We start from the raw sequence: 18,637 nt of genomic DNA on the forward strand, positions 1-18,637 counted from the left end.
CGATGGTAGCTCAGCTGACCTGTGCGCCACCGAGAAAGGCCATCGCCGTCGCCATCACGTCCGCATCGTCGACGATACGGCGATGGCCCAGGCGTCGCGTCTTCACCAGGACCGCTCCCGGCCACAGGCGCGCATACAGCTCGCCCTCCTCCACCGGCACGTCGCGATCGGCCACATCGTGGATGATCAGCGCGGGCTGCGTGCGTTGGGGCGCATGCCTGTCCACGTGCAGCGCTTCGATCGTTACCCCGGTGCGGGCGGCCAGCAAGCGATGCAGTGGTTCGCGAAGATGCTCGGCGAGGCGGACAAACCGTGCGAAACGGCGTGTCGCCGCCATCGGGTCGGCCGCCGGCGCGATCAGCACCACGCGCTTCGCGGTCCAGCCCTCGCCCAGTGCCAGCGTGACCGCCGCGCCGCCCAGTGAATGCGCGACGACCCCTTCCGCATCCCCATAGTGGCGACCGATCGCCGCCACGGTGCGTGCGAAGTCCGGCAAGGTGCACAACGTCCCGCCGCTATGCCCGTGCCCCGGCTGGTCGAAGGACACCGCGGCCCAGCCCCGCGCAAGAAGTTGCGGCGCCCAGTTCTCCCAGCGCAGGCCCAGGCTCGACCAGCCGTGCGCCAGGAGTACATAAGGCTGGCTGGACGGATCGCCCCAGACGTAAGTGGCGATGGATTCGCCGGCGACCTCGACGCTCTCCTTTCGCGCCGACATCGTGGTCAGGGCCTGGGCGGCCCGCTGACGGCTGCTCGGCAACGGTGTCTGGAAAACCCGGGCCGCGTGCGCAACCGTTCGGACCGGCGCCACGCGGCTACCGAAACGAAAGGCCAAGCGGATGCCCAGCAGGGTCGCGACGGTGCGCACGCCAAAGCGGCGAGGTGGCTTCATGAGGTAAGGGCCAAAGGATTCAGGGGAAGAGGTAAGCTTTCACGAAGCTGAACACTAGCGCGTAGGGCCGGTCAACCCGTCGCAAGGAAACCGCGTTCTGGCGCACGAATCCGCATTCGCGGACGTCCCGAGGAGAGAGTGCATATGACGACCCTGACCCGCAAACTCGTTGCCCTGGCAGCCCTTGGCCTGGCCGCGGGTGCCGCAAGTTACACCCCGCCCGCCGCCGCACGGGAGTACGTCGAGGTCACTGTCGGCACCCGCCCGCCGCCGCCGCGCTATGAGCGTGTCCCGCCGCCGCGCTCCGGCTACGCCTGGGCGCCCGGTTACTGGAACTGGTACGGCGGCCGTTACGTGTGGGTCGGCGGCCGCTGGAACGCCTATCGCCCGGGTTACGTCTACCGTCCGCCGGTCTGGCGTCCCTATGGCCGCGGTTATCGCATCCAGCGTGAGACCTGGGTCCGGGACCCGCACTGGCATCGCTGAACGGCCCGGTTGCTGCGCCGCACCTACACGGACGCCAACAACGGTTTAAACTAGGCAGCTGACACGACATCTCGCCCCCGCCACACGGCCGGGGCGATTTTTTTGCACGGTCCTTATCGACACGTGATCCCCATCACGGGTCTTCACCTAGAAGCGCGGTGCTGCTGCCGCTAGTAACTGGAGTTTGCGTTCGATGATTTTCGAAACCATCGCCAACACGGGCCACGAAGAAGTCGTCTTCTGCCATAACAAAGACGCCGGCCTCAAGGCCATCATCGCGATCCACAACACGGTGCTTGGCCCGTCGCTGGGCGGCCTGCGCATGTGGCCGTACAAAACCGAGCAGGACGCGATCAACGACGTGCTCCGCCTGTCGCGCGGCATGACCTACAAGAACGCGGTGGCTGGCCTGAACCTGGGCGGCGGCAAGGCCGTGATCATCGGCGATCCCTCCAAGGACAAGTCCGAAGCGCTGTTCCGCGCCTTCGGTCGCTTCGTCAATTCGCTCAACGGCCGCTACATCACGGCTGAGGACGTCGGCATCGACGTCAACGACATGGAATACGTTTACCGTGAAACCGAGTACGTCACCGGCGTGCACCAGGTCCACGGCGGTTCGGGCGATCCCTCGCCGTTCACCGCGTTCGGTACGCTGCAGGGCCTGATGGCCGCGCTGCAGACCAAGCACGGCAACGAAGACGTGGGCAAGTACAGCTACGCCGTGCAGGGCTGCGGCCATGTGGGCAGCGAGTTCATCAAGCTGCTCCGCGAGCAGGGCGCCAAGGTGTTCGTCACCGACATCAACAAGGATGCCGTGCAGCGCTGCGTCGACGAACTCGGCTGCGAAGCCGTCGGCCTCGATGAAATCTACGACGTCGACGCCGACGTCTACAGCCCCTGCGCCCTGGGCGGCACGATCAACGAGCAGACCATCGACCGCATCAAGGCGAAGATCATCTGCGGTGCGGCCAACAACCAGCTGGCCACCGACGCGATCGGCGACGAGCTCGCCCGCCGCGGCGTGATCTACGCACCGGACTACGCTGTCAACGCCGGCGGCGTCATGAACGTCTCGCTCGAAATCGACGGCTACAACCGCGAGCGTGCGATGCGCATGATGCGCACGATCTACTACAACGTCGGTCGCATCTTCGAAATCTCCGCCCGCGACAACATCCCGACCTACAAGGCCGCGGATCGCATGGCGGAAGAGCGCATCAGCGCCATCGGCAAGATCCGCCTGCCCCACATGGGCAACGGCGCACCGCGCTTCCAGGGTCGTATGCGCGGGCAGTAATCGCATCGGGATCTGGGTGACGAAAGAACCGCCGGAGCGATCCGGCGGTTCTTTTATCGCAAAGTGCGGCAGATAGGTACGCGCCGATTCTCTTTGGGAGCCGCGAATTAGCGAGCAGCGGCAACCAGGACCGTCTGTGCCACATGGTTCGCCGGCGAGGCGACGAAGGCGCCGAGCATCAGCAGGCAGGTCAGGGCACCGGCGACGAAGAAGGTCTTCAGCATGGCGGTTTCGAGTTTCATGGTCGTTCTCCTTGGACGATGAATGAGGTGGGGTCGTGATTAACGTTGCATCGGGCGTGCCAACGGCCGCCATGCCCTGCAGGGCGCATTCCTGCGCGGTTTTCGGGAAGCGGTCCGCCGGGCCATCCGTGTCCGCGGACGATGTATGCGGCGTCCGGACGGGTGTCCGTCAGCCAACCGCGGCCCCGTAGGAGCCAATTCATCGGCGATGGGGCAGCCGGAAGTCTGGCCCGCTGCCGCGGGTTCGCCGCTGAAGCGGCTCCCACAAGGGACATCCCCGCCCCACGAGGGACATCCCCGCCCCACAAGGGACATCCCCCTCTGGTGGGGCGCTGCCCTGTGACAGGGCCATCCCCTGCGACGATCTGCTACACTTCTTCCACCCCGGGCTGTCTTGTAAGGCTTTGCCTACATGGAGCTTTTGGGTCAAGGGGGACGCCGTTCGCGGCGGCAACAAATCAGAACTTTCCGATCACGACTTTCGTCGCCTCGATGACGGCGTGGCTGCCCTTGTGCCTGAAGGGGTGACCGACACCGCCCGGGGATGAAATGGACTTACCGAGCTTATGAGCGCGATCCCAGCCGAAACCTTCACCTTCGACGACGTCCTCGCGCGACTGCGGTCCGTGCTGCATGAAACCTTCGAGATCGACCCCGCGAAGGTGACCCCCGAGGCCAACCTCTTCACCGACCTCGAGCTGGACAGCATCGACGCCATCGATCTGGCCATCCAGGTGCAGGATATGACCGGCACCCGGATCAAGCCCGAGGACTTCAAGAGCGTGCGCACCGTGGGCGACGTGGTCGCCACGGTACAGACGCTCGTCGCTCGCTGAGCGGACCGGTGGCGGGCAGGCCCGGACCGCACGACACCGCGGCGCGATCCTTCGCGCCCTGCGCGGTTGTCCCGATCTACAACCATGGACGAACCATTGCGGCGACCGCCAACGCGCTCGCCGGGCATGGTCTGCCCGTGCTGATTGTCGACGACGGCTCTGATGCCGCGACGCGCGCGATCCTCGACGCCCTGGTGGTCGGTCGCGACGACCTTCGGCTAATCCGCCTCCCCACCAATGGCGGCAAGGGCGCTGCGCTGAGCGCGGGCTTCCTCGCCGCCCACGAAGCCGGCTACAGCCATGTGTTGCAGATCGACGCCGATGGCCAGCACGACACCGCCGACGTGCCGCGTTTCCTTGCCCAGGCGAAGAACTCGCCGGACGCCATGGTCTGCGGCCGACCGATCTACGATGACTCCGTACCGCGTGCGCGCCTTTATGGCCGCTACCTCACGCATGCCTGCGTCTGGGCCGAAACACTGTCGTTCGACATCCAGGACTCGATGTGCGGTTACCGGCTCTATCCCCTCGATGCCACGCGTGCGGAGATCGCACGAAAGCCCTTGCCGACCCGCATGGACTTCGACACCGAAATTGCCGTGCGCCTGTTCTGGCGCGGCGTGCCGGTGCGCAACCTGCCCACCCGCGTGATCTACCCCGAGAACGGGCTGTCACACTTCCGTATGTGGCGCGATAACGCGCGGATCACCGCGATGCATACGCGCCTGCTGCTGGGTATGCTGCCGCGCGCCCCTCGCCTCCTCCTTCGCAAGTTCAAAAGCGGGACTCACTGATGCGTCGACTGATCGCCTTCCTTGCCCTGTTCTGCGCGTTCGCCGCGTACGCGCAAACGCCCACGCTCACCGACGACGTGCTCGGCCATCTGGCGAAGCACTCGCAGGTTCGCGCCGAATTCACCCAGAGCCGCGAGAACCCCGCGCTGGCCGAACCCCAGCTCAGCCATGGCGACCTGCTCTTCGTCATCGGTCATGGCATGGTCTGGCATACACGCGATCCGTTCGACGACACTTTGGTCTTCACCTCCGGCGATACCTCGCGATTGAACGCGCAGGGCAAGCTCGAACGCGTGCGCGACGGTAATCGTGGCGTCAGCCAGGTATCCGGCATGCTGCAGTCGCTGCTCGCCGGCAAGTCGGGCGACGCCATGCGCCAGTTCACGATCAGCGCCGAAGGCACGCCAGCGCATTGGAGCCTGCACTTCGTGCCGCGCCAATCCCGCGTGGCGAAAGTGCTCGCCGGGATCACGCTCAAAGGCGACGACTTCCTGCAGTCCATCGAAGTCAACCTCGCCAGCGGCGAGCGCACGTTCATCACCTTTGCCAATACGCGCGATGCCGCCTCGCTCACCCTGGTCGAAGCCAAGGTGCTCGGCATTCCATGAAGTCGCTGTCGACCACGCAACGCGCTGGCCTGTTCGCATTCGCATCGCTGGTCGTGTGCCTGTTGTGCGCATGGCTGCTGTTCGGCCGCGGCACCTCGCCGTTGCAAACCGATGTACTGACCCTGCTCCCCGCGACCGAGCGCCATCCGCTTGCCGAAGACGCCGTCGAGCGGCTGGCGAGGGCCAGCGGCGATCGCATGGTGCTGCTCGTCCACCACACCAATGACGACACCGCCAAAGACGCGGCGCGTGAGTTCGGTGCCACGTTGGGCAAGGATCCCGTGTTCGCCTCGGTGATCGCGGAACTGCCACCGTTCGATCTTGACCAGCTGGTCACGCCCTTCCTGCCGTTCCGTTTCCACCTGCTCACGCCGGAAGACCGGGCCGCGCTCACAACGCCGGGCTTCGATCCGGTGGATGCCCTGAAACGTCGCCTCAACCAGCCATTCGGCGCCAACGTGGGGGCGAAGCTGACCGACGATCCCTTTGGCTGGATGCAGCACTGGCTCGACCGCCAGCCATGGAACCGCTCGGCCCTCGTCCCTGAGGACGATCTGCTCACCGCCCACCGCGACGATGGCAGCTACGTGCTGGTCATCGCCACGCTCAAGGGTTCGTCGTACGACGATGTCGTGCAGCGCCAGGCGCTGGCGACGCTGGAGCGCGCGGAATCGGCGATGCTCGCGAAACATCCGGGCGCGACACTGTTGCGCACCGGTGCCATCTTCTACGCCGCCTCCGCCCGCGCCGCCGCCGAACACGACACGCATGTGGTCGGCATCGCTTCGAGCGTCGGCATCGCGATCCTGTTGCTGCTGGTATTCCGCTCCCTGCGGCCGTTGCTGATCGCCTTCGTCTCGACAGCGCTCGGCGTGATCGGCGCCATCGCCACGACCGTACTCGTGTTCGGGCAGCTCCATCTGCTGACCCTGGTATTCGGCGCGGCCCTGCTCGGTGAAGCGGTGGATTATTCGATCCAGTATCTGTGCGCTCGAGCGAATGCGGGCACCACCTGGAACGCCGAGCGCGGCGTGCGCCAGGTGCGTCCGGCGTTACTGCTCGCGCTGGCCACCTCCCTGCTCGGCTACTCACTGCTCGCCGTCGTGCCTTTTCCGTTCCTGCGCCAGATGGCGGTGTTCGCCATCGCCGGCATGGCCGTCGCCTGCGCGAGCGTGTTCTGGCTGCTGCCGGCGCTGGCGCAGAAACCGGCACGCGCACCGCTCTCGCCTGCCCTCGTCCGGCTCGCGCTTGGCTGGCAACGCGTCGCCTCGGGACGTCGCGCGCTGTTGGGCGTAGCCGTGCTTTGCGTCGTCGCCATTCCGGGCTGGCTGCGCCTTGGTCACGATGACGATATCCACCTGCTCATCTCACCGCCGAAGGCACTCGAAACACAGACGGCAACCATCCGCGACGTTGCCGGCTTCGGCGGCGGCAGCCAGTTCTGGCTGGTCGAAGGGGCCAATACCGAGGAAGTGCTCCAGCGTGAGGAAGCGCTGACCGACCGGCTGCAGACCTGGGTGGCCGACGGCAAGCTCGGCGGCTGGACGGGGATCAGCGCCATGCTGCCTTCGGCACGTCGCCAGGCGACAAACATCGCTGCGCTCACCCCGCTGTTTTCGCCACGCGAGCGCATGAGCTGCTGGCTGGGCCAGGCCGGGTTCCGCGCACAAGGCGGTGCCGGCTTCGTCGCTGCGTGGCCGGGCCGCGCGTTTACGTTGGACGACTGGCTCGCCATGCCGGCGTATACGCCGTTCCGCTACTTGTGGATGGGTGGCGGCGAACACGGCGTCGGCAGCATCGTCGTGCCGCAAGGCCAGGACGATGCGAACCTGTTGCGCGCGGCGGCCGACGGCCTGCCCGGCGTCTCGCTGGTCGACAAGCCGGCGAGTATCACGGCTCTCTTCGGACGCTATCGCGGCTACGCGGACATCTGGCTCGGCGGCGCCCTGGCCCTGGTCGGCCTCGCCTTCGTCTGGCGCTATGGCGCCCGCTCCGCGTGGCGAGTCCTGCTCCCGCCGGCCGCCGGCATCGTGCTCAGCGTGGCGGCACTGGGTTACCTCGGCGAACCGCTCACGCTTTTCCACGTCATGGCACTCATGCTCGTGCTCGGCGTCGGCGCGAACTACGCGGTGTTCCTGCGCGAAGGCGAACCGCATGTCGCCCACCTTCCTGGCGCGGCGTACGCCGGCGTGCTGCTCTCGGCGGTCACCGCCCTGCTTTCCTTCGGCCTGCTCGCGCTCAGCACGATGCCGGCCCTGCGACACTTTGGCCTTACCCTGCTCCTCGGGATCGGCTTCACCGCGCTGCTTGCGCCGGTGAGCGTCCCCGCACCGAAGAATCGAACCGCATGAACAACCCAGCACACGTCACCGGAGGTCGCGCGATGAAACGCGTCGTCGTTACGGGCATCGGCGGCATCACGCCGCTCGGTCAGGACTGGACCACGATCGAGGCGCGCCTGCGCCAGTTCCGTAATGCCGTGCGGCGCATGCACGAATGGGACTACTTCGACGCACTCAACGGTCGCCTCGGCTGCCCCGTCGACGATTTCAGCATGCCGACGACATGGTCGCGCAAGCACGTACGCTCGATGGGCCGCGTGGCCCAGCTTGCCGTGGCCGCCAGCGAACTTGCGCTCGACGATGCCGGCCTGCTCGGCAACACCGAGATCTCCGACGGCCGCATGGGCGTGGCCTATGGCTCGTCGGGCGGCAGCATCGAGCCGGCCAGGACCATCGGACGCATGCTCGAAACCGGCTCGATGCAGGGCGTTACGGCGACCAGCTACATACAGATGATGGCGCACACGACGGCGGTTAACGTGGGCGTGTTCTTCGGCCTGAAAGGTCGCATCATCACCACCTCGAGCGCCTGCACCTCCGGCAGCCAGGCGATCGGTTACGGCTACGAGGCCATCCAGCAAGGTAAGCAGACCCTGATGGTCTGCGGCGGCGCCGAGGAGCTGTCTGGCCCCGGCGCCGCCGTGTTCGACACGCTGTTCGCTACGAGCACGCGCAACGACACGCCGCAGGTCACCCCGCGCCCGTTCGACGCGAAACGCGACGGCCTCGTCGTCGGCGAAGGCGCGACCACGTTGATTCTCGAGGAATACGAGCACGCGGTGGCTCGTGGTGCGCGCATCTATGCGGAGATCGTCGGTTTCGGCACCAACTCCGACGGCCAGCACATCACCCAGCCCACGCGTGAAACGATGGCCGCCGCCATGCGCATGGCCCTCGCCGATGCCGACCTGCCGCCGGCGGCCATCGGCTACGTAAGCGCACACGGCACCGCGACCGATCGCGGCGACGTGGCCGAAAGCCATGCCACGGCGGATGTGCTCGGCACCGGCGTGCCGATCAGTTCCATGAAAAGCTACGTGGGCCACACGCTCGGCGCCTGCGGTGCGATGGAAGCCTGGTGGGCTATCGAAATGATGCGCGGCGGCTGGTTCGCGCCCACGATCAACCTCGACACGCCCGATCCCGAATGCGCGCCGCTGGATTATCTCACCGGTGAAGGCCGCGAGATCCGTACCACCTACGTGATGAACAACAACTTCGCATTCGGCGGTATCAACACCTCGTTGATCTTCAAGGCTTACGCCTGATGCATCGGGTCGTCGTCACCGGCATGGGCGCCGTGTCCTGCCTCGGGCCCGACCGCCACGCCCTGTTCGACGGCCTGCGCGCAGGCCGCGCGGGCTTTCGTGACATGCCCGATTTCGCCGCCCTGGGCATGCGCTGCCGTGTCGCCGCGCCGGCCGATACCGGTGATCTCGAACCGCCGCATCGCAAACTGCGTCGGTACTTCCCGCAGGCAGCGGAATACGCGTGGCATGCCACGCGCGAGGCACTGCAGGAGGCCGGACTAGACGACGCGCGCATTCGCGAACGCGATGTCGGCATCCTCATGGGTGCCTCCGCCGCCCTCTCCGAATACGAAGCGGGCCTGGACATGTTCCACGCGCGCGGCATCTCGCGCCTGTCGCCCTTCATCGTGCCGCGCAGCATGGGCAGCGCGGTAGCGGCGACCCTGACCCACGCCTTCGGCTTCGGCGGCCGCGGCTTCACCATCAGCTCGGCGTGCACAAGCGCGACGCACGCTATCGGCCAGGCGATGGAACTGATCCAGCTGGGCAGGCAGGCAATCGTCATCTGCGGCGGTGCCGAGGAACTTCACGACAAGGCCGCGATGTGCTTCGACGTGATGAATGCGCTGTCGACCACCAGCGTGGCCGGCGAGCACGTGGCCTGTCCTTACGACGCGGATCGCGACGGCATCGTGCTCGGTGGCGGTGCCGGCGTACTCTTACTGGAATCGCTCGATCATGCGAGCGCACGCGGCGCGCACATCCTCGCCGAACTGGTGGGCTACGGCGCGGCGTCGGATCCCGATGGCATGGTCAGCCCGGAAGCGGGTGGCATGGCCGAGGCCATGCGCCAGGCCATCGGCGTCGCCGGCCTGCTGCCCGGCTACGTGAACACGCATGCCTGTGCGACCGTGAACGGCGATCTGGCTGAGTGGCAAGCGCTTAGCCGGGTGTTCGGCGAACGCGGCCAGGCCGTGCCGCCCATGTCGTCGATCAAAGGGTTGACCGGTCACGCACCCGCCGCGGCCGGCGCGCTGGATGCCATCGCTTCCATCGCCATGATGGAGAACGGCGTGCTGCTCGGCGGCGCCAGGCCGGCAAGGCGCGATGCCGCCTTTGCCGATGCACCGTTGATCGAGGGCGAAGTCGCGATGTCGGTGGACAGCGTGATGTCGAACACCTTCGGTTTCGGTGGTAGCTGCGCCGCGCTGGTCTTCCGGCGGTACACCGGGGCGGCGGCATGATCGAACTGGTCATCGAACGCTGGCGCGCGTGGGCGCCCGGAGTCGAGGAGCCGGCCGATTGGGCTGGCTGGTCGGCGGCACCGCGTGCGCTGGAAGACAACGGCGAACAGCCCGCCTGTGACTTCGTCGCGCCCATGCAGCGCCGCCGTCTGAGCCGGCTCGCACGCATCGTCATGCACGCCGCCTGGCCGCTATGCGAGGACGACGAACAACTGCCGTTTGTCTACGCCTCACGACACGGCGAGACGACGCGCACCTTCGCCATGCTCGATGAGATCGGCCGCGACGCGCCCCTCTCGCCCACCCAGTTCGGCTTGTCCGTGCACAACGCCATTGCCGGGCAATGGTCCATCCTGCGCGGCCAGCGCGGCGAATCCGTTGCGATCGCTGGCGAAGCAGACACGTTCGAGCACGCCATCGTCGAGGCCGCCGCCCTGCTGGGTAACGGTGCTGCGGCGGTGATCGTCGTGATGGCCGAAGAGCGGCCCGCAGCGGCATACGACGGCTGGATCGACGACGTCCCCTTCTCCTATGCCGTCGCGTTGCGCGTCTCACGCGCCGATGGCACGGCGACCGGCCCGCGCTGGCGGTTGTCGCTTCGTGGTAATACGGAGGCCGCACCGTCGGCCGAAGGCCCGCACGCCCTGCATTTCGTTCGCGCACTGCACGATGGCGCGACTCTCGACCACCCGTGGAAGACACGACGATGGACCTGGCAGCCGATACCGTGACGCGCCGGGGCGACTTCTGGGCCTGGCGCTTCGTCTGCACCGCGTTGAGCTTTGCCCTGTTCGGCATCGGCGGCATCGTGCTGCGCGTGGCCGTGCTGCCTGTCGTGCTGGCGTGGCCCGCCCCGGAAGCCGTGCGTCGGCGCCGCGCCCGCAGAACGGTCGGGCGCGCGTTCTGGCTGCACTCGCAGTTCATGTACCGCACCGGCACCGTGGTCTTTCGCTTCGATGGCGTCGAACGTCTTGGCCAGCCCGGCCAGATGATCGTGGCGAACCATCCCTCGCTGATCGACGTGGTCTACCTGATCGGCCACGTCCCCGAGGCCAACTGCGTGGTCAAGCACAGCCTGTGGAAAAACCCGTGCATGCGCGGGCCGGTGACCGCGGCCGGTTACATCAGCAACGATGGCAGCGCCGAGATGCTCGACCGCGCGGCTGACGTGCTACGTGATGGCCAGACCCTGATCATCTTTCCCGAAGGCACGCGCACCACACCCGGGGAGGATCCCGTTTTCCATCGGGGTGCCGCGGCTATCGCGGTACGCGGCGCGCGCGTGGTCACACCGGTCTTCATCACGGTGGTGCCGACCACGCTGACCAAGGCCGAGCCGTGGTACAGCGTGCCCAAACGCCGGGTGCACGTGCGTATCCGTGTCGGCGACGATATTCCGGTGGCGGCCTTCAGCGAAGACGCCCCCGCGCCGATAGCCTCGCGTCGCCTCAACGAACACCTTCATCACCTCTACGCCAGGGAACTCAAGGCATGAATGACCTCGAACGGGACATCGCCAGCCTCATCATCGAAACGCTCGCGCTCGAACACCTCAAGGTGGACGACATTGCCGTGGACCAGCCGCTGTTCGGCCAGGGGCTCGGCCTGGACTCGGTCGATGCGCTCGAGCTCGCACTCGCCCTGCAGAACCGCTATGGACTGAAGATCGCCTCGGATTCGCGCGACGCGCGACGCCACTTCGAGACCGTGCTCAGCCTCGCCCACTACGTCGAAGCGAACCGGGCCCCATGCGCAGACTGAGCAACCTGGCACTGCTGCTGGTCGGCGTGCTCTATCCCTTCATCGTCTACTTCGGCATGGACCACGTGTCCACGCCGATCTTCGGACTGATCCTCGGCGGACTGTGGCTGGTGCGCGCGCCCGCCCTCTGGCACCAGCCCGGCGGCCGCTGGATGCTCGGCGTGACCCTGGTCTACTGCGCTGTACTGGCCTTCGGCGGCGAAGACGACCTGCTGCGCTGGTACCCGAGCCTGATCTGCGCCCTGCTGCTGGCGACCTTCGGCCTCAGCCTGAAGTTCGGGCCACCGATGATCGAGCGCATCGCGCGCGTCACCGAGCCCGACCTGCCGCCCGTAGCCGTGCGTTACACACGTAAGGTCACCTGGCTATGGGTGGGGTTCTTCTTCGTCAACGGTACCGCTTCGGGTCTTCTGGCCAAGTGGGGCCCGTTGTCTTGGTGGACCTTCTACAACGGCATCCTCGCGTACTCGGTCATGGGTGTGCTCTTCATCGGCGAATGGATGTTGCGGCAGCGCCTGCGTCGTCGGATCAACAAGGCACCGATGGACGGCGCGGCACAGCGTCTGCTCTCGCATCCCTGGGCCGCAGCAGCCGCAGGAGGCTACGCGGGCAAGCTCGGCCCGGGGATGGTCGTGGCGCTGGCCCCTGCCGGCCGAACGGCGCTCCTGCGCCACGGCCGCGCCGGCGTCATCAACGAGCTCGGACAGCAGGCGGCCGGCGACGACGCGCTGTCGACACCGATGGTGTGGCGCTTCGTCGATGTCCTCCCGGAATCCGCACGGATCGACGCCCTCCTGCAGGCGCCGCTGCCGACGGCACCCCGCGTGCTCGGCGAACGCCTCGACGGCGACACCCACGTGATCGAGCTGGAGTTGCCACTGGATCTGGCCTGCTTCGCCGACCACTTTCCCGATGCCCCGGTGCTGCCGGGCGTGGTGCAGATCGGTTGGGCGCTCGAGCTCGCCGCGCCGCGCCTGGGCACGCCGACCACCTGCCGCGGCATGGATGCGCTGAAATTCCAGCGTCTGCTCCGCCCGGGCGATCGCATCGAGCTGACGCTGAGGTACGACACCGTCCGTGGCCGCCTGCATTTCGCTTACCGCACCGGCGATGCGCATTACTCGTCCGCGCACCTGCGCCTGGAAGGCACCGATGCCTGAGTCCACAAGCGCGGCCACGCACTGGTCGTCACGAAAAGAACGCGGAAGCTTCCTCGGCCTGAAGCTCACGGCCGTTGCCGTGCGCCTGCTCGGGCGCCGGCTCGTCGCGCCGGTGATCTACCTCATCGTCCTGTACTTCTTCGTCACGGGCCGGGGAACACGGCGCAGCGTGGCGGACTACCAGCAGCGCCTTGCCACCTGGAGCGGGCGCACCGATCTGTTTCCCCGCAAACGCCCGGTGCTCGCCCAGTACCTCGCCTTCGGCGATTGCATGCTCGATCGCTTCGACGTCTGGCGCGGCAAGCTGCGTCTGTCCTCGGTGGACATGGACGATCCCGACGCCGTACGCGATGCGCTCCGCTCAGGAACACGGGGCCAGCTGCTCGTATGCACGCACCTGGGTAACCTGGATGTTTGCCGTGCCATGGCCGAGATCGGTGAAGGCGTGCCGCTGAACGTGCTGATGCACCTGCCCCATGCCGCGCATTTCAATCGACTGCTCGGCGAGTCGGGCGATCGCCGCCTGCGCCTGATGCACGTGGGCGACCTCGATACAGTGATGATGATCGATCTGTCCCAGCGGCTGGAGCGCGGCGAGTGGGTCGCCATCGCCGGCGATCGCGTACCCGAACACGGCGGCCGTCGCATGAACGCCGATTTCCTCGGCGCGCCGGCTGCGTTTCCGCAGGGTCCCTGGCTGATGGCAGCCATGCTGCGGTGCCCGGTCAACCTGGTGTGCTGCATCAAGCGGGCGGGCCGTTACACGATCCACCTGCGTCGCTTCGACGATGCCTCCACATGGGAACGTGCGACACGCGATGCCACTATCGCCGGCGCCGTTACCCGTTACGCCGAGTGGCTCGCGCGGCACTGCCTTGCCGCGCCGCTGCAATGGTTCAACTTTCACGCGTACTGGCACGGTACGAACGGAGCCTCCGATGCGCGCTAACGGTGTGTTCGCCGTCGATACCGAATTGACCGTCCCCTTCTTCGATGTCGATTCGATGGAAGTGGTCTGGCACGGGCACTATGTGAAGTACCTGGAGATCGCGCGCTGCGCGCTGCTCGACGCACTCGGGCACGATTACGTGCGCATGAAGGACACCGGCTATGCCTGGCCGATCATCGACCTGCAGCTACGCTACGCCCGTGCCGCTCGCTTCGGGCAGAAGCTGGTCCTGCGCGCCGAACTGGTCGAATGGCAGAATCGCCTGAAAATCCACTACACCCTCAGCGACGCCGTCACCGGTGAGCGCCTGACCCGCGCCAGCACGATCCAGGTAGCGGTCAGCCTCGCCGACGGCGAAATGCAGCTGGTCTCGCCTTCGGTTTTCATCGACGACATCGAGCGCCAGCTCGCACGCCAGTCGTCGCCCTGAATCGCCATGGACGCCTCAACGATGAAGTACGCCAGCGCCACCTATGTCGAGGAAACCCGGATCGGTTTCGTCTTCCTGCGCACCCATACCTGGCAGCACCACGTACTGCGCGTGGCGATCAACGACCTCAAGCGCCTTGCCGGCGAGCCGGTGGCGCAGGGCGGCACGCTGCTGGATGTCGGCTGCGGCCAGGGCCGCTCGTTCCGCTACCTGCGAGACGTGTTCGCGCCCACGCGCATGCTCGGCCTCGATGCCGATCCACACAGTATCGGCCTGTCGCGTGACGAGGCCGCGCGTGAAGGTATCGACGTGGAGCTGTTCACCGGTGACTGCGCAAATATCGACCTGCCCGACGCCAGCGTCGACACGGTCTTCTGCCACCAGACCTTCCATCACCTCGTCGAGCAGGAGCACGCGCTCGACGAGTTCTGGCGCGTGCTCAAGCCTGGCGGCCTGCTGCTGTTCGCCGAATCCACCAAGGCATACATCGATAGCTGGGTGATCCGCTGGTTCTTTCGCCATCCGATGCATGTGCAGAAGACCGCAAACGAGTATGTCGAGATGCTGCGTGCCCGCGGTTTCCTCTTCACGGATGCGCAAGTGTCGCTGCCCTATCTGTGGTGGAGCCGGGCGAAGGATTTCGGCCTGCTCGAGCGCTGGGGCATCAAGGCCGCGCCGCCTGTGGGCAAGCGCGAGGAAACCCTGGTAAACGTTGCCGCGCGCAAGCCGGGCTGATGCGATGACGACCTACCTGAATGCCCTCGGCGTCGTGTGCTCGCTCGGTGCGGGAAAACAGGCCGTGGCAGAGGCGCTGTTCCATGCCGCGGATCACGGCCTGCGCGAGCTGGACGGCTGGGTGCCGGGACAGACGCTGCCCGTCGGTCGTGTGTCCGCCACGCTACCGCAGGTTTCCGCCGAACTCTCGCACCGAGACACGCGCAACAACCGTCTGCTGCTGCTCGCCGCGCAGGAAATCGAAGCGGACCTTCGCGGAGCCATCGCACGCTTCGGTGCCGAGCGTGTCGGCGTCGTGATCGGCACCAGCACGACCGGCATCGAGGAAGCGACATGCAGTATTGCGACGCGTGGACAGACCGGTGCCTGGCCAGCGGACTATCGTTACGCGGACCAGGAACTGGGTGCGCCGGCGGCCTTCCTCGCCGAGTGGCTGGGCGTGGCCGGTCCTGCGTACGGCATATCCACCGCCTGCACCTCCGGCGCCCGCGCGCTGCTCAGCGCCCAACGCCTGCTGAAGTCCGGCCTCTGCGACGCCGTGATCTGCGGCGGTGCCGACACGCTGTGCCGTCTTGCGACGAACGGCTTCCACGCGCTTGAAGCGACGGCAGATGCGCGCTGCCAGCCGTTCTCGCGGTTGCGCGACGGCATAAACATCGGCGAGGCGGCAGCGCTATTCCTGATGACGCGGGAAAGCGCTCCCGTGGCCTTCCTCGGCGGCGGCGCGAGTTCCGACGCGTACCACATGTCCTCACCGGAGCCGGAAGGTCGCGGTGCCAGTGACGCCATGGGCCGGGCCCTCTCGTCCACCGGCCTGGACGCGGGCATGATCGACTACGTGAACCTGCACGGCACCGCGACCGAACACAATGACGCCATGGAAAGCCGCGCCATCGCCGCGACCTTCGGCCGTCCCGTGCCCTGCTCCTCGACCAAGGCACTCACCGGCCATACGCTCGGCGCCGCCGGTGCGCTCGAGGCGGCGTTCTGCTGGCTCGCCCTTACCGATACCGAGCGGCGACTGCCGCCACATGTGTGGGATGGCGAAGTCGATCCGGCACTGCCGCCACTGGCCTTCACCGACTGCGACAGCCGCCTGTCGCCGGGTCGACGTCACCTGATGAGCAACTCCTTCGCGTTTGGCGGCAACAACGCGAGCCTGATTCTGGCGAACGCACCATGACCCTGTGGCCCATCGAACAATTGCTACCCCACGCCGGTCGCATGATCCTGCTGGACCGCGTGGTCGAATGGGACGCGGAGCGCATCGTCTGCGAACGGGTTATCCGTAAAGGCGATGCCTTCATCGAAGCCAGCGGCCTGCCCGGCTGGGCCGGCATCGAACTGATGGCGCAGGCCATCGCGGCGTGGAACGGTTGCCAGGTGCTCGCCGCCGGTGGAGCGATCCGCCCGGGCTTCCTTTTGGGCTCGCGCAGCTATCGCGTGGACGCCGACGCGTTTCCGAATGGCGCAAAGCTCGTTATCGAAGCCTTGCGAACCTTCCATGACGAGGACGGCATGGGCTCCTTCAGCTGTACCGTCGACGCCCAGGGCGTGCATGCCGAGGCACGCCTGACCGTGTTCAGCCCGCCGGATCCCACGCCCTTCCTCGACCCACGCAACACTCTCGATTCCAAGGGAACCGCGCCATGAACGACACCGTCCTCGTCACCGGCTCCAGTCGCGGTATCGGCCGCGCTATCGCGCTGAATCTCGCCGACGCCGGCTACGACATCGTCGTGCACTGCCGCTCCCGCCGTGAAGAAGCCGAGGCCGTCGTCGCGGAAGTCGTTGCCAGGGGTCGCGCAGCGCGCGTCATGCAGTTCGATATCGCCGACCGCGCCGCCTCCGCCGCGGCGCTCGAGGCCGATGTCGCCGAGCATGGCGCGTACTACGGCGTGGTCTGTAATGCAGGGCTCACGCGAGACGGCGCCTTTCCGGGCCTCACCTCCGAGGATTGGGACCAGGTGCTGCGGACCAATCTCGATGGGTTCTACAACGTGCTGCACCCGCTGGTGATGCCGATGATCCGTCGTCGCAAACCCGGGCGCATCGTCTGCATCACCTCGGTCTCCGGCATCATCGGCAACCGCGGACAGGTGAACTACAGTGCGTCCAAGGCCGGCGTCATCGGTGCGGCCAAGGCACTCGCCGTGGAGCTGGCCAAGCGTAAGATCACCGTGAACTGCGTGGCGCCCGGCCTCATCGACACGGACATGCTCGACCCGGAAGTACCGGTGGAGCAGATTCTCAAGGTCATCCCGATGGAGCGTACGGGCACGCCGGAAGAAGTCGCCGCGGCCGTGCGCTTCCTGATCAGCCCCGAGGCCAGCTATATCACGCGCCAGGTGCTGGCGGTTAACGGCGGCCTTTGCTGACACGGGCGTGAGTCGCAATATCTTGCGCGTTGACCAGGGCACTTCTCGCATTTAATCATCGTCGCGCGCTCGCCAGGGGACCGAATAGCGAAACGCACCGCAGTACGCAACGGAACACGGCATGCCGTGATCGCTTCGTTCGTGCCGCCCGTTCTTGCACCTGATCCACCGAATCTCTCGCATTGCACTTTTCAGTTCGTTCGTCGACATCTGAATTTCGTACAAGGACGATTCATGGAAATCAGTTCGGCTTTCGTCACGCGCGCGCGCAAACCGCTCCTTAGCGTCTTCGCGGCTCTGCTGGTTGCATGCTCGGGCGTGGCTTCGGCCCAGACAAGCAAGGTTACCTACTACCTGACCGACCAGCTGGGTACACCTCTGGTCGAGATGGACGCCAGTGGCGCCGTAACCGCATCGTACGACTATGCGCCGTTTGGCCGAAGCGTCCTGGATCCTCCCGCTAACGGTCCGGGTTACACCGGCCACGTGTCAGACGACGATAGCGGCCTGGTTTACATGCAGGCTCGTTACTACGACCCGAACGTGGGGAGATTCCTCAGCCCCGATCCGTCACTGCCCTCCCCTAGCGATCTGTTCACGCAGAATCGCTTTGTTTATGCGGAGAACGCCCCAACCGTCCATACGGATCCGAGCGGACGATGCGTTGAAGATCTCTGTGTTGGCGAGTCGATTCTGGTCTTCGAGGGCATTGAGTACATCGCGGGTCTCATCGAGGCTTCCGAGGCGGTCGCGGCGACGACGGAAAGTGGCGCGATCGCCACCACCATGACCGCCACGACGGCCACGACTGCCACGGCGACGGGTTCCGCGGCTGCCACCACGGCCACGCTGGATACGGCCACCGGCACTCTGGTCAGCGGTTCTGGAAGTACTCTCGTCGAGACCGTGTCGGCGTGTGCGTCGAGTTTTGCGTGCACCGGCGTCGCTGCATTGACACCGATCGTCCTGGCCCACCAGGCGGTTCAGGATGTCGCCACGGTGCAGCAACAGGCCGAGCACAGCAAGGGCAAGCGAAAGAGCACCGAGGCAAAGCATGAAAAAGGCAACTCAAGACGCGACAAGGACAAAGGCGGGGAAAAAGCCGACGACTCCCGCCGGCCTGGACGCAACCCGCCTTCAGACTGGAAAGGCCCCTGGCCACCACCTAAATCCCCCTCCAATTGATAGCGCGTACGCGAACGCGCCCGGTGTCGACCCTCGCTACCTGCGGGCCCT

At 66.4% G+C, this 18,637-nt stretch carries 21 protein-coding genes; 19 read left to right on the forward strand and 2 right to left on the reverse strand.

Annotated elements, in window-relative coordinates:
- Window positions 1–10: 10 nt before the first annotated feature.
- Window positions 11–889 (reverse strand): alpha/beta fold hydrolase, encoded by an 879-nt coding sequence (locus C8J98_RS21320; RefSeq protein ID WP_107915879.1) that lies wholly within the window; start codon window positions 887–889, stop codon window positions 11–13.
- Between the two features lie 144 nt (window positions 890–1,033).
- Between C8J98_RS21320 and C8J98_RS21325 the strand changes: the two genes are divergently transcribed.
- Both C8J98_RS21325 and C8J98_RS21330 read left to right on the forward strand, forming a co-directional pair.
- Window positions 1,034–1,375: a YXWGXW repeat-containing protein gene (locus C8J98_RS21325; protein WP_107915881.1), complete on the forward strand. Its 342-nt coding sequence runs from the start codon at window positions 1,034–1,036 to the stop codon at window positions 1,373–1,375.
- A 193-nt stretch (window positions 1,376–1,568) separates the two neighbouring features.
- On the forward strand, window positions 1,569–2,672 hold the full coding sequence (locus C8J98_RS21330) for a Glu/Leu/Phe/Val dehydrogenase dimerization domain-containing protein (RefSeq protein WP_107915883.1): 1,104 nt from the start codon (window positions 1,569–1,571) through the stop codon (window positions 2,670–2,672).
- 107 nt (window positions 2,673–2,779) lie between these two features.
- Here C8J98_RS21330 and C8J98_RS22510 read toward each other — a convergent pair whose 3' ends face one another.
- Window positions 2,780–2,914 (reverse strand): hypothetical protein, encoded by a 135-nt coding sequence (locus tag C8J98_RS22510; protein ID WP_255417758.1) that lies wholly within the window; start codon window positions 2,912–2,914, stop codon window positions 2,780–2,782.
- Between the two features lie 566 nt (window positions 2,915–3,480).
- On the opposite strand from C8J98_RS22510, the gene C8J98_RS21335 reads away from it, so the two are divergent.
- From C8J98_RS21335 to C8J98_RS21420, 17 genes are all read left to right on the forward strand, one after another.
- Window positions 3,481–3,750, forward strand: a complete 270-nt coding sequence (locus C8J98_RS21335) for an acyl carrier protein (protein ID WP_063572332.1) — start codon at window positions 3,481–3,483, stop codon at window positions 3,748–3,750.
- Between the two features lie 8 nt (window positions 3,751–3,758).
- Window positions 3,759–4,544: a glycosyltransferase family 2 protein gene (locus C8J98_RS21340; RefSeq protein WP_107915885.1), complete on the forward strand. Its 786-nt coding sequence runs from the start codon at window positions 3,759–3,761 to the stop codon at window positions 4,542–4,544.
- A complete protein-coding gene (locus tag C8J98_RS21345) occupies window positions 4,544–5,152 on the forward strand; it encodes an outer membrane lipoprotein carrier protein LolA (RefSeq protein WP_107915887.1) in 609 nt (202 codons plus the stop codon). The genes C8J98_RS21340 and C8J98_RS21345 overlap by 1 nt, the downstream gene beginning before the upstream one ends.
- Window positions 5,149–7,503, forward strand: coding sequence for an MMPL family transporter (locus tag C8J98_RS21350; protein ID WP_107915890.1), 2,355 nt, complete (start codon window positions 5,149–5,151; stop codon window positions 7,501–7,503). Before C8J98_RS21345 ends, C8J98_RS21350 begins: the two co-directional genes overlap by 4 nt.
- A 32-nt stretch (window positions 7,504–7,535) precedes the next feature.
- On the forward strand, window positions 7,536–8,762 hold the full coding sequence (locus C8J98_RS21355; RefSeq protein ID WP_107915892.1) for a beta-ketoacyl-ACP synthase: 1,227 nt from the start codon (window positions 7,536–7,538) through the stop codon (window positions 8,760–8,762).
- A complete protein-coding gene (locus C8J98_RS21360) occupies window positions 8,762–9,988 on the forward strand; it encodes a beta-ketoacyl-[acyl-carrier-protein] synthase family protein (protein ID WP_107915894.1) in 1,227 nt (408 codons plus the stop codon). Before C8J98_RS21355 ends, C8J98_RS21360 begins: the two co-directional genes overlap by 1 nt.
- The gene (locus tag C8J98_RS21365; protein ID WP_107915896.1) at window positions 9,985–10,719 is read left to right on the forward strand and encodes a beta-ketoacyl synthase chain length factor; all 735 of its coding nucleotides are present in this window, start codon (window positions 9,985–9,987) and stop codon (window positions 10,717–10,719) included. Before C8J98_RS21360 ends, C8J98_RS21365 begins: the two co-directional genes overlap by 4 nt.
- Window positions 10,695–11,483, forward strand: a complete 789-nt coding sequence (locus tag C8J98_RS21370; protein ID WP_107915898.1) for a lysophospholipid acyltransferase family protein — start codon at window positions 10,695–10,697, stop codon at window positions 11,481–11,483. The genes C8J98_RS21365 and C8J98_RS21370 overlap by 25 nt, the downstream gene beginning before the upstream one ends.
- The gene (locus C8J98_RS21375) at window positions 11,480–11,749 is read left to right on the forward strand and encodes a phosphopantetheine-binding protein (protein WP_107915900.1); all 270 of its coding nucleotides are present in this window, start codon (window positions 11,480–11,482) and stop codon (window positions 11,747–11,749) included. The genes C8J98_RS21370 and C8J98_RS21375 overlap by 4 nt, the downstream gene beginning before the upstream one ends.
- Entirely contained in the window at window positions 11,737–12,909 is a 1,173-nt protein-coding gene (locus C8J98_RS22430) for a hypothetical protein (RefSeq protein WP_233260332.1), read from the forward strand. The genes C8J98_RS21375 and C8J98_RS22430 overlap by 13 nt, the downstream gene beginning before the upstream one ends.
- Window positions 12,902–13,858, forward strand: a complete 957-nt coding sequence (locus C8J98_RS21385; RefSeq protein ID WP_107915902.1) for a glycosyl transferase — start codon at window positions 12,902–12,904, stop codon at window positions 13,856–13,858. Before C8J98_RS22430 ends, C8J98_RS21385 begins: the two co-directional genes overlap by 8 nt.
- The gene (locus C8J98_RS21390; protein ID WP_107915904.1) at window positions 13,848–14,288 is read left to right on the forward strand and encodes a thioesterase family protein; all 441 of its coding nucleotides are present in this window, start codon (window positions 13,848–13,850) and stop codon (window positions 14,286–14,288) included. The genes C8J98_RS21385 and C8J98_RS21390 overlap by 11 nt, the downstream gene beginning before the upstream one ends.
- A 6-nt stretch (window positions 14,289–14,294) precedes the next feature.
- A complete protein-coding gene (locus C8J98_RS21395) occupies window positions 14,295–15,023 on the forward strand; it encodes a class I SAM-dependent methyltransferase (RefSeq protein WP_233260333.1) in 729 nt (242 codons plus the stop codon).
- Window positions 15,024–15,027: 4 nt separating this feature from the next.
- Entirely contained in the window at window positions 15,028–16,206 is a 1,179-nt protein-coding gene (locus C8J98_RS21400) for a beta-ketoacyl-[acyl-carrier-protein] synthase family protein (RefSeq protein WP_107915954.1), read from the forward strand.
- The gene (locus C8J98_RS21405) at window positions 16,203–16,676 is read left to right on the forward strand and encodes a hotdog family protein (protein WP_107915906.1); all 474 of its coding nucleotides are present in this window, start codon (window positions 16,203–16,205) and stop codon (window positions 16,674–16,676) included. The genes C8J98_RS21400 and C8J98_RS21405 overlap by 4 nt, the downstream gene beginning before the upstream one ends.
- A complete protein-coding gene (gene fabG, locus C8J98_RS21410) occupies window positions 16,673–17,401 on the forward strand; it encodes a 3-oxoacyl-ACP reductase FabG (RefSeq protein ID WP_107915908.1) in 729 nt (242 codons plus the stop codon). The genes C8J98_RS21405 and fabG overlap by 4 nt, the downstream gene beginning before the upstream one ends.
- A 126-nt stretch (window positions 17,402–17,527) precedes the next feature.
- The gene (locus C8J98_RS21420; protein WP_146171696.1) at window positions 17,528–18,586 is read left to right on the forward strand and encodes an RHS repeat-associated core domain-containing protein; all 1,059 of its coding nucleotides are present in this window, start codon (window positions 17,528–17,530) and stop codon (window positions 18,584–18,586) included.
- Window positions 18,587–18,637: the final 51 nt, after the last annotated feature.

Source organism: Luteibacter sp. OK325, from assembly GCF_003050935.1.
Taxonomy (GTDB): domain Bacteria; phylum Pseudomonadota; class Gammaproteobacteria; order Xanthomonadales; family Rhodanobacteraceae; genus Luteibacter.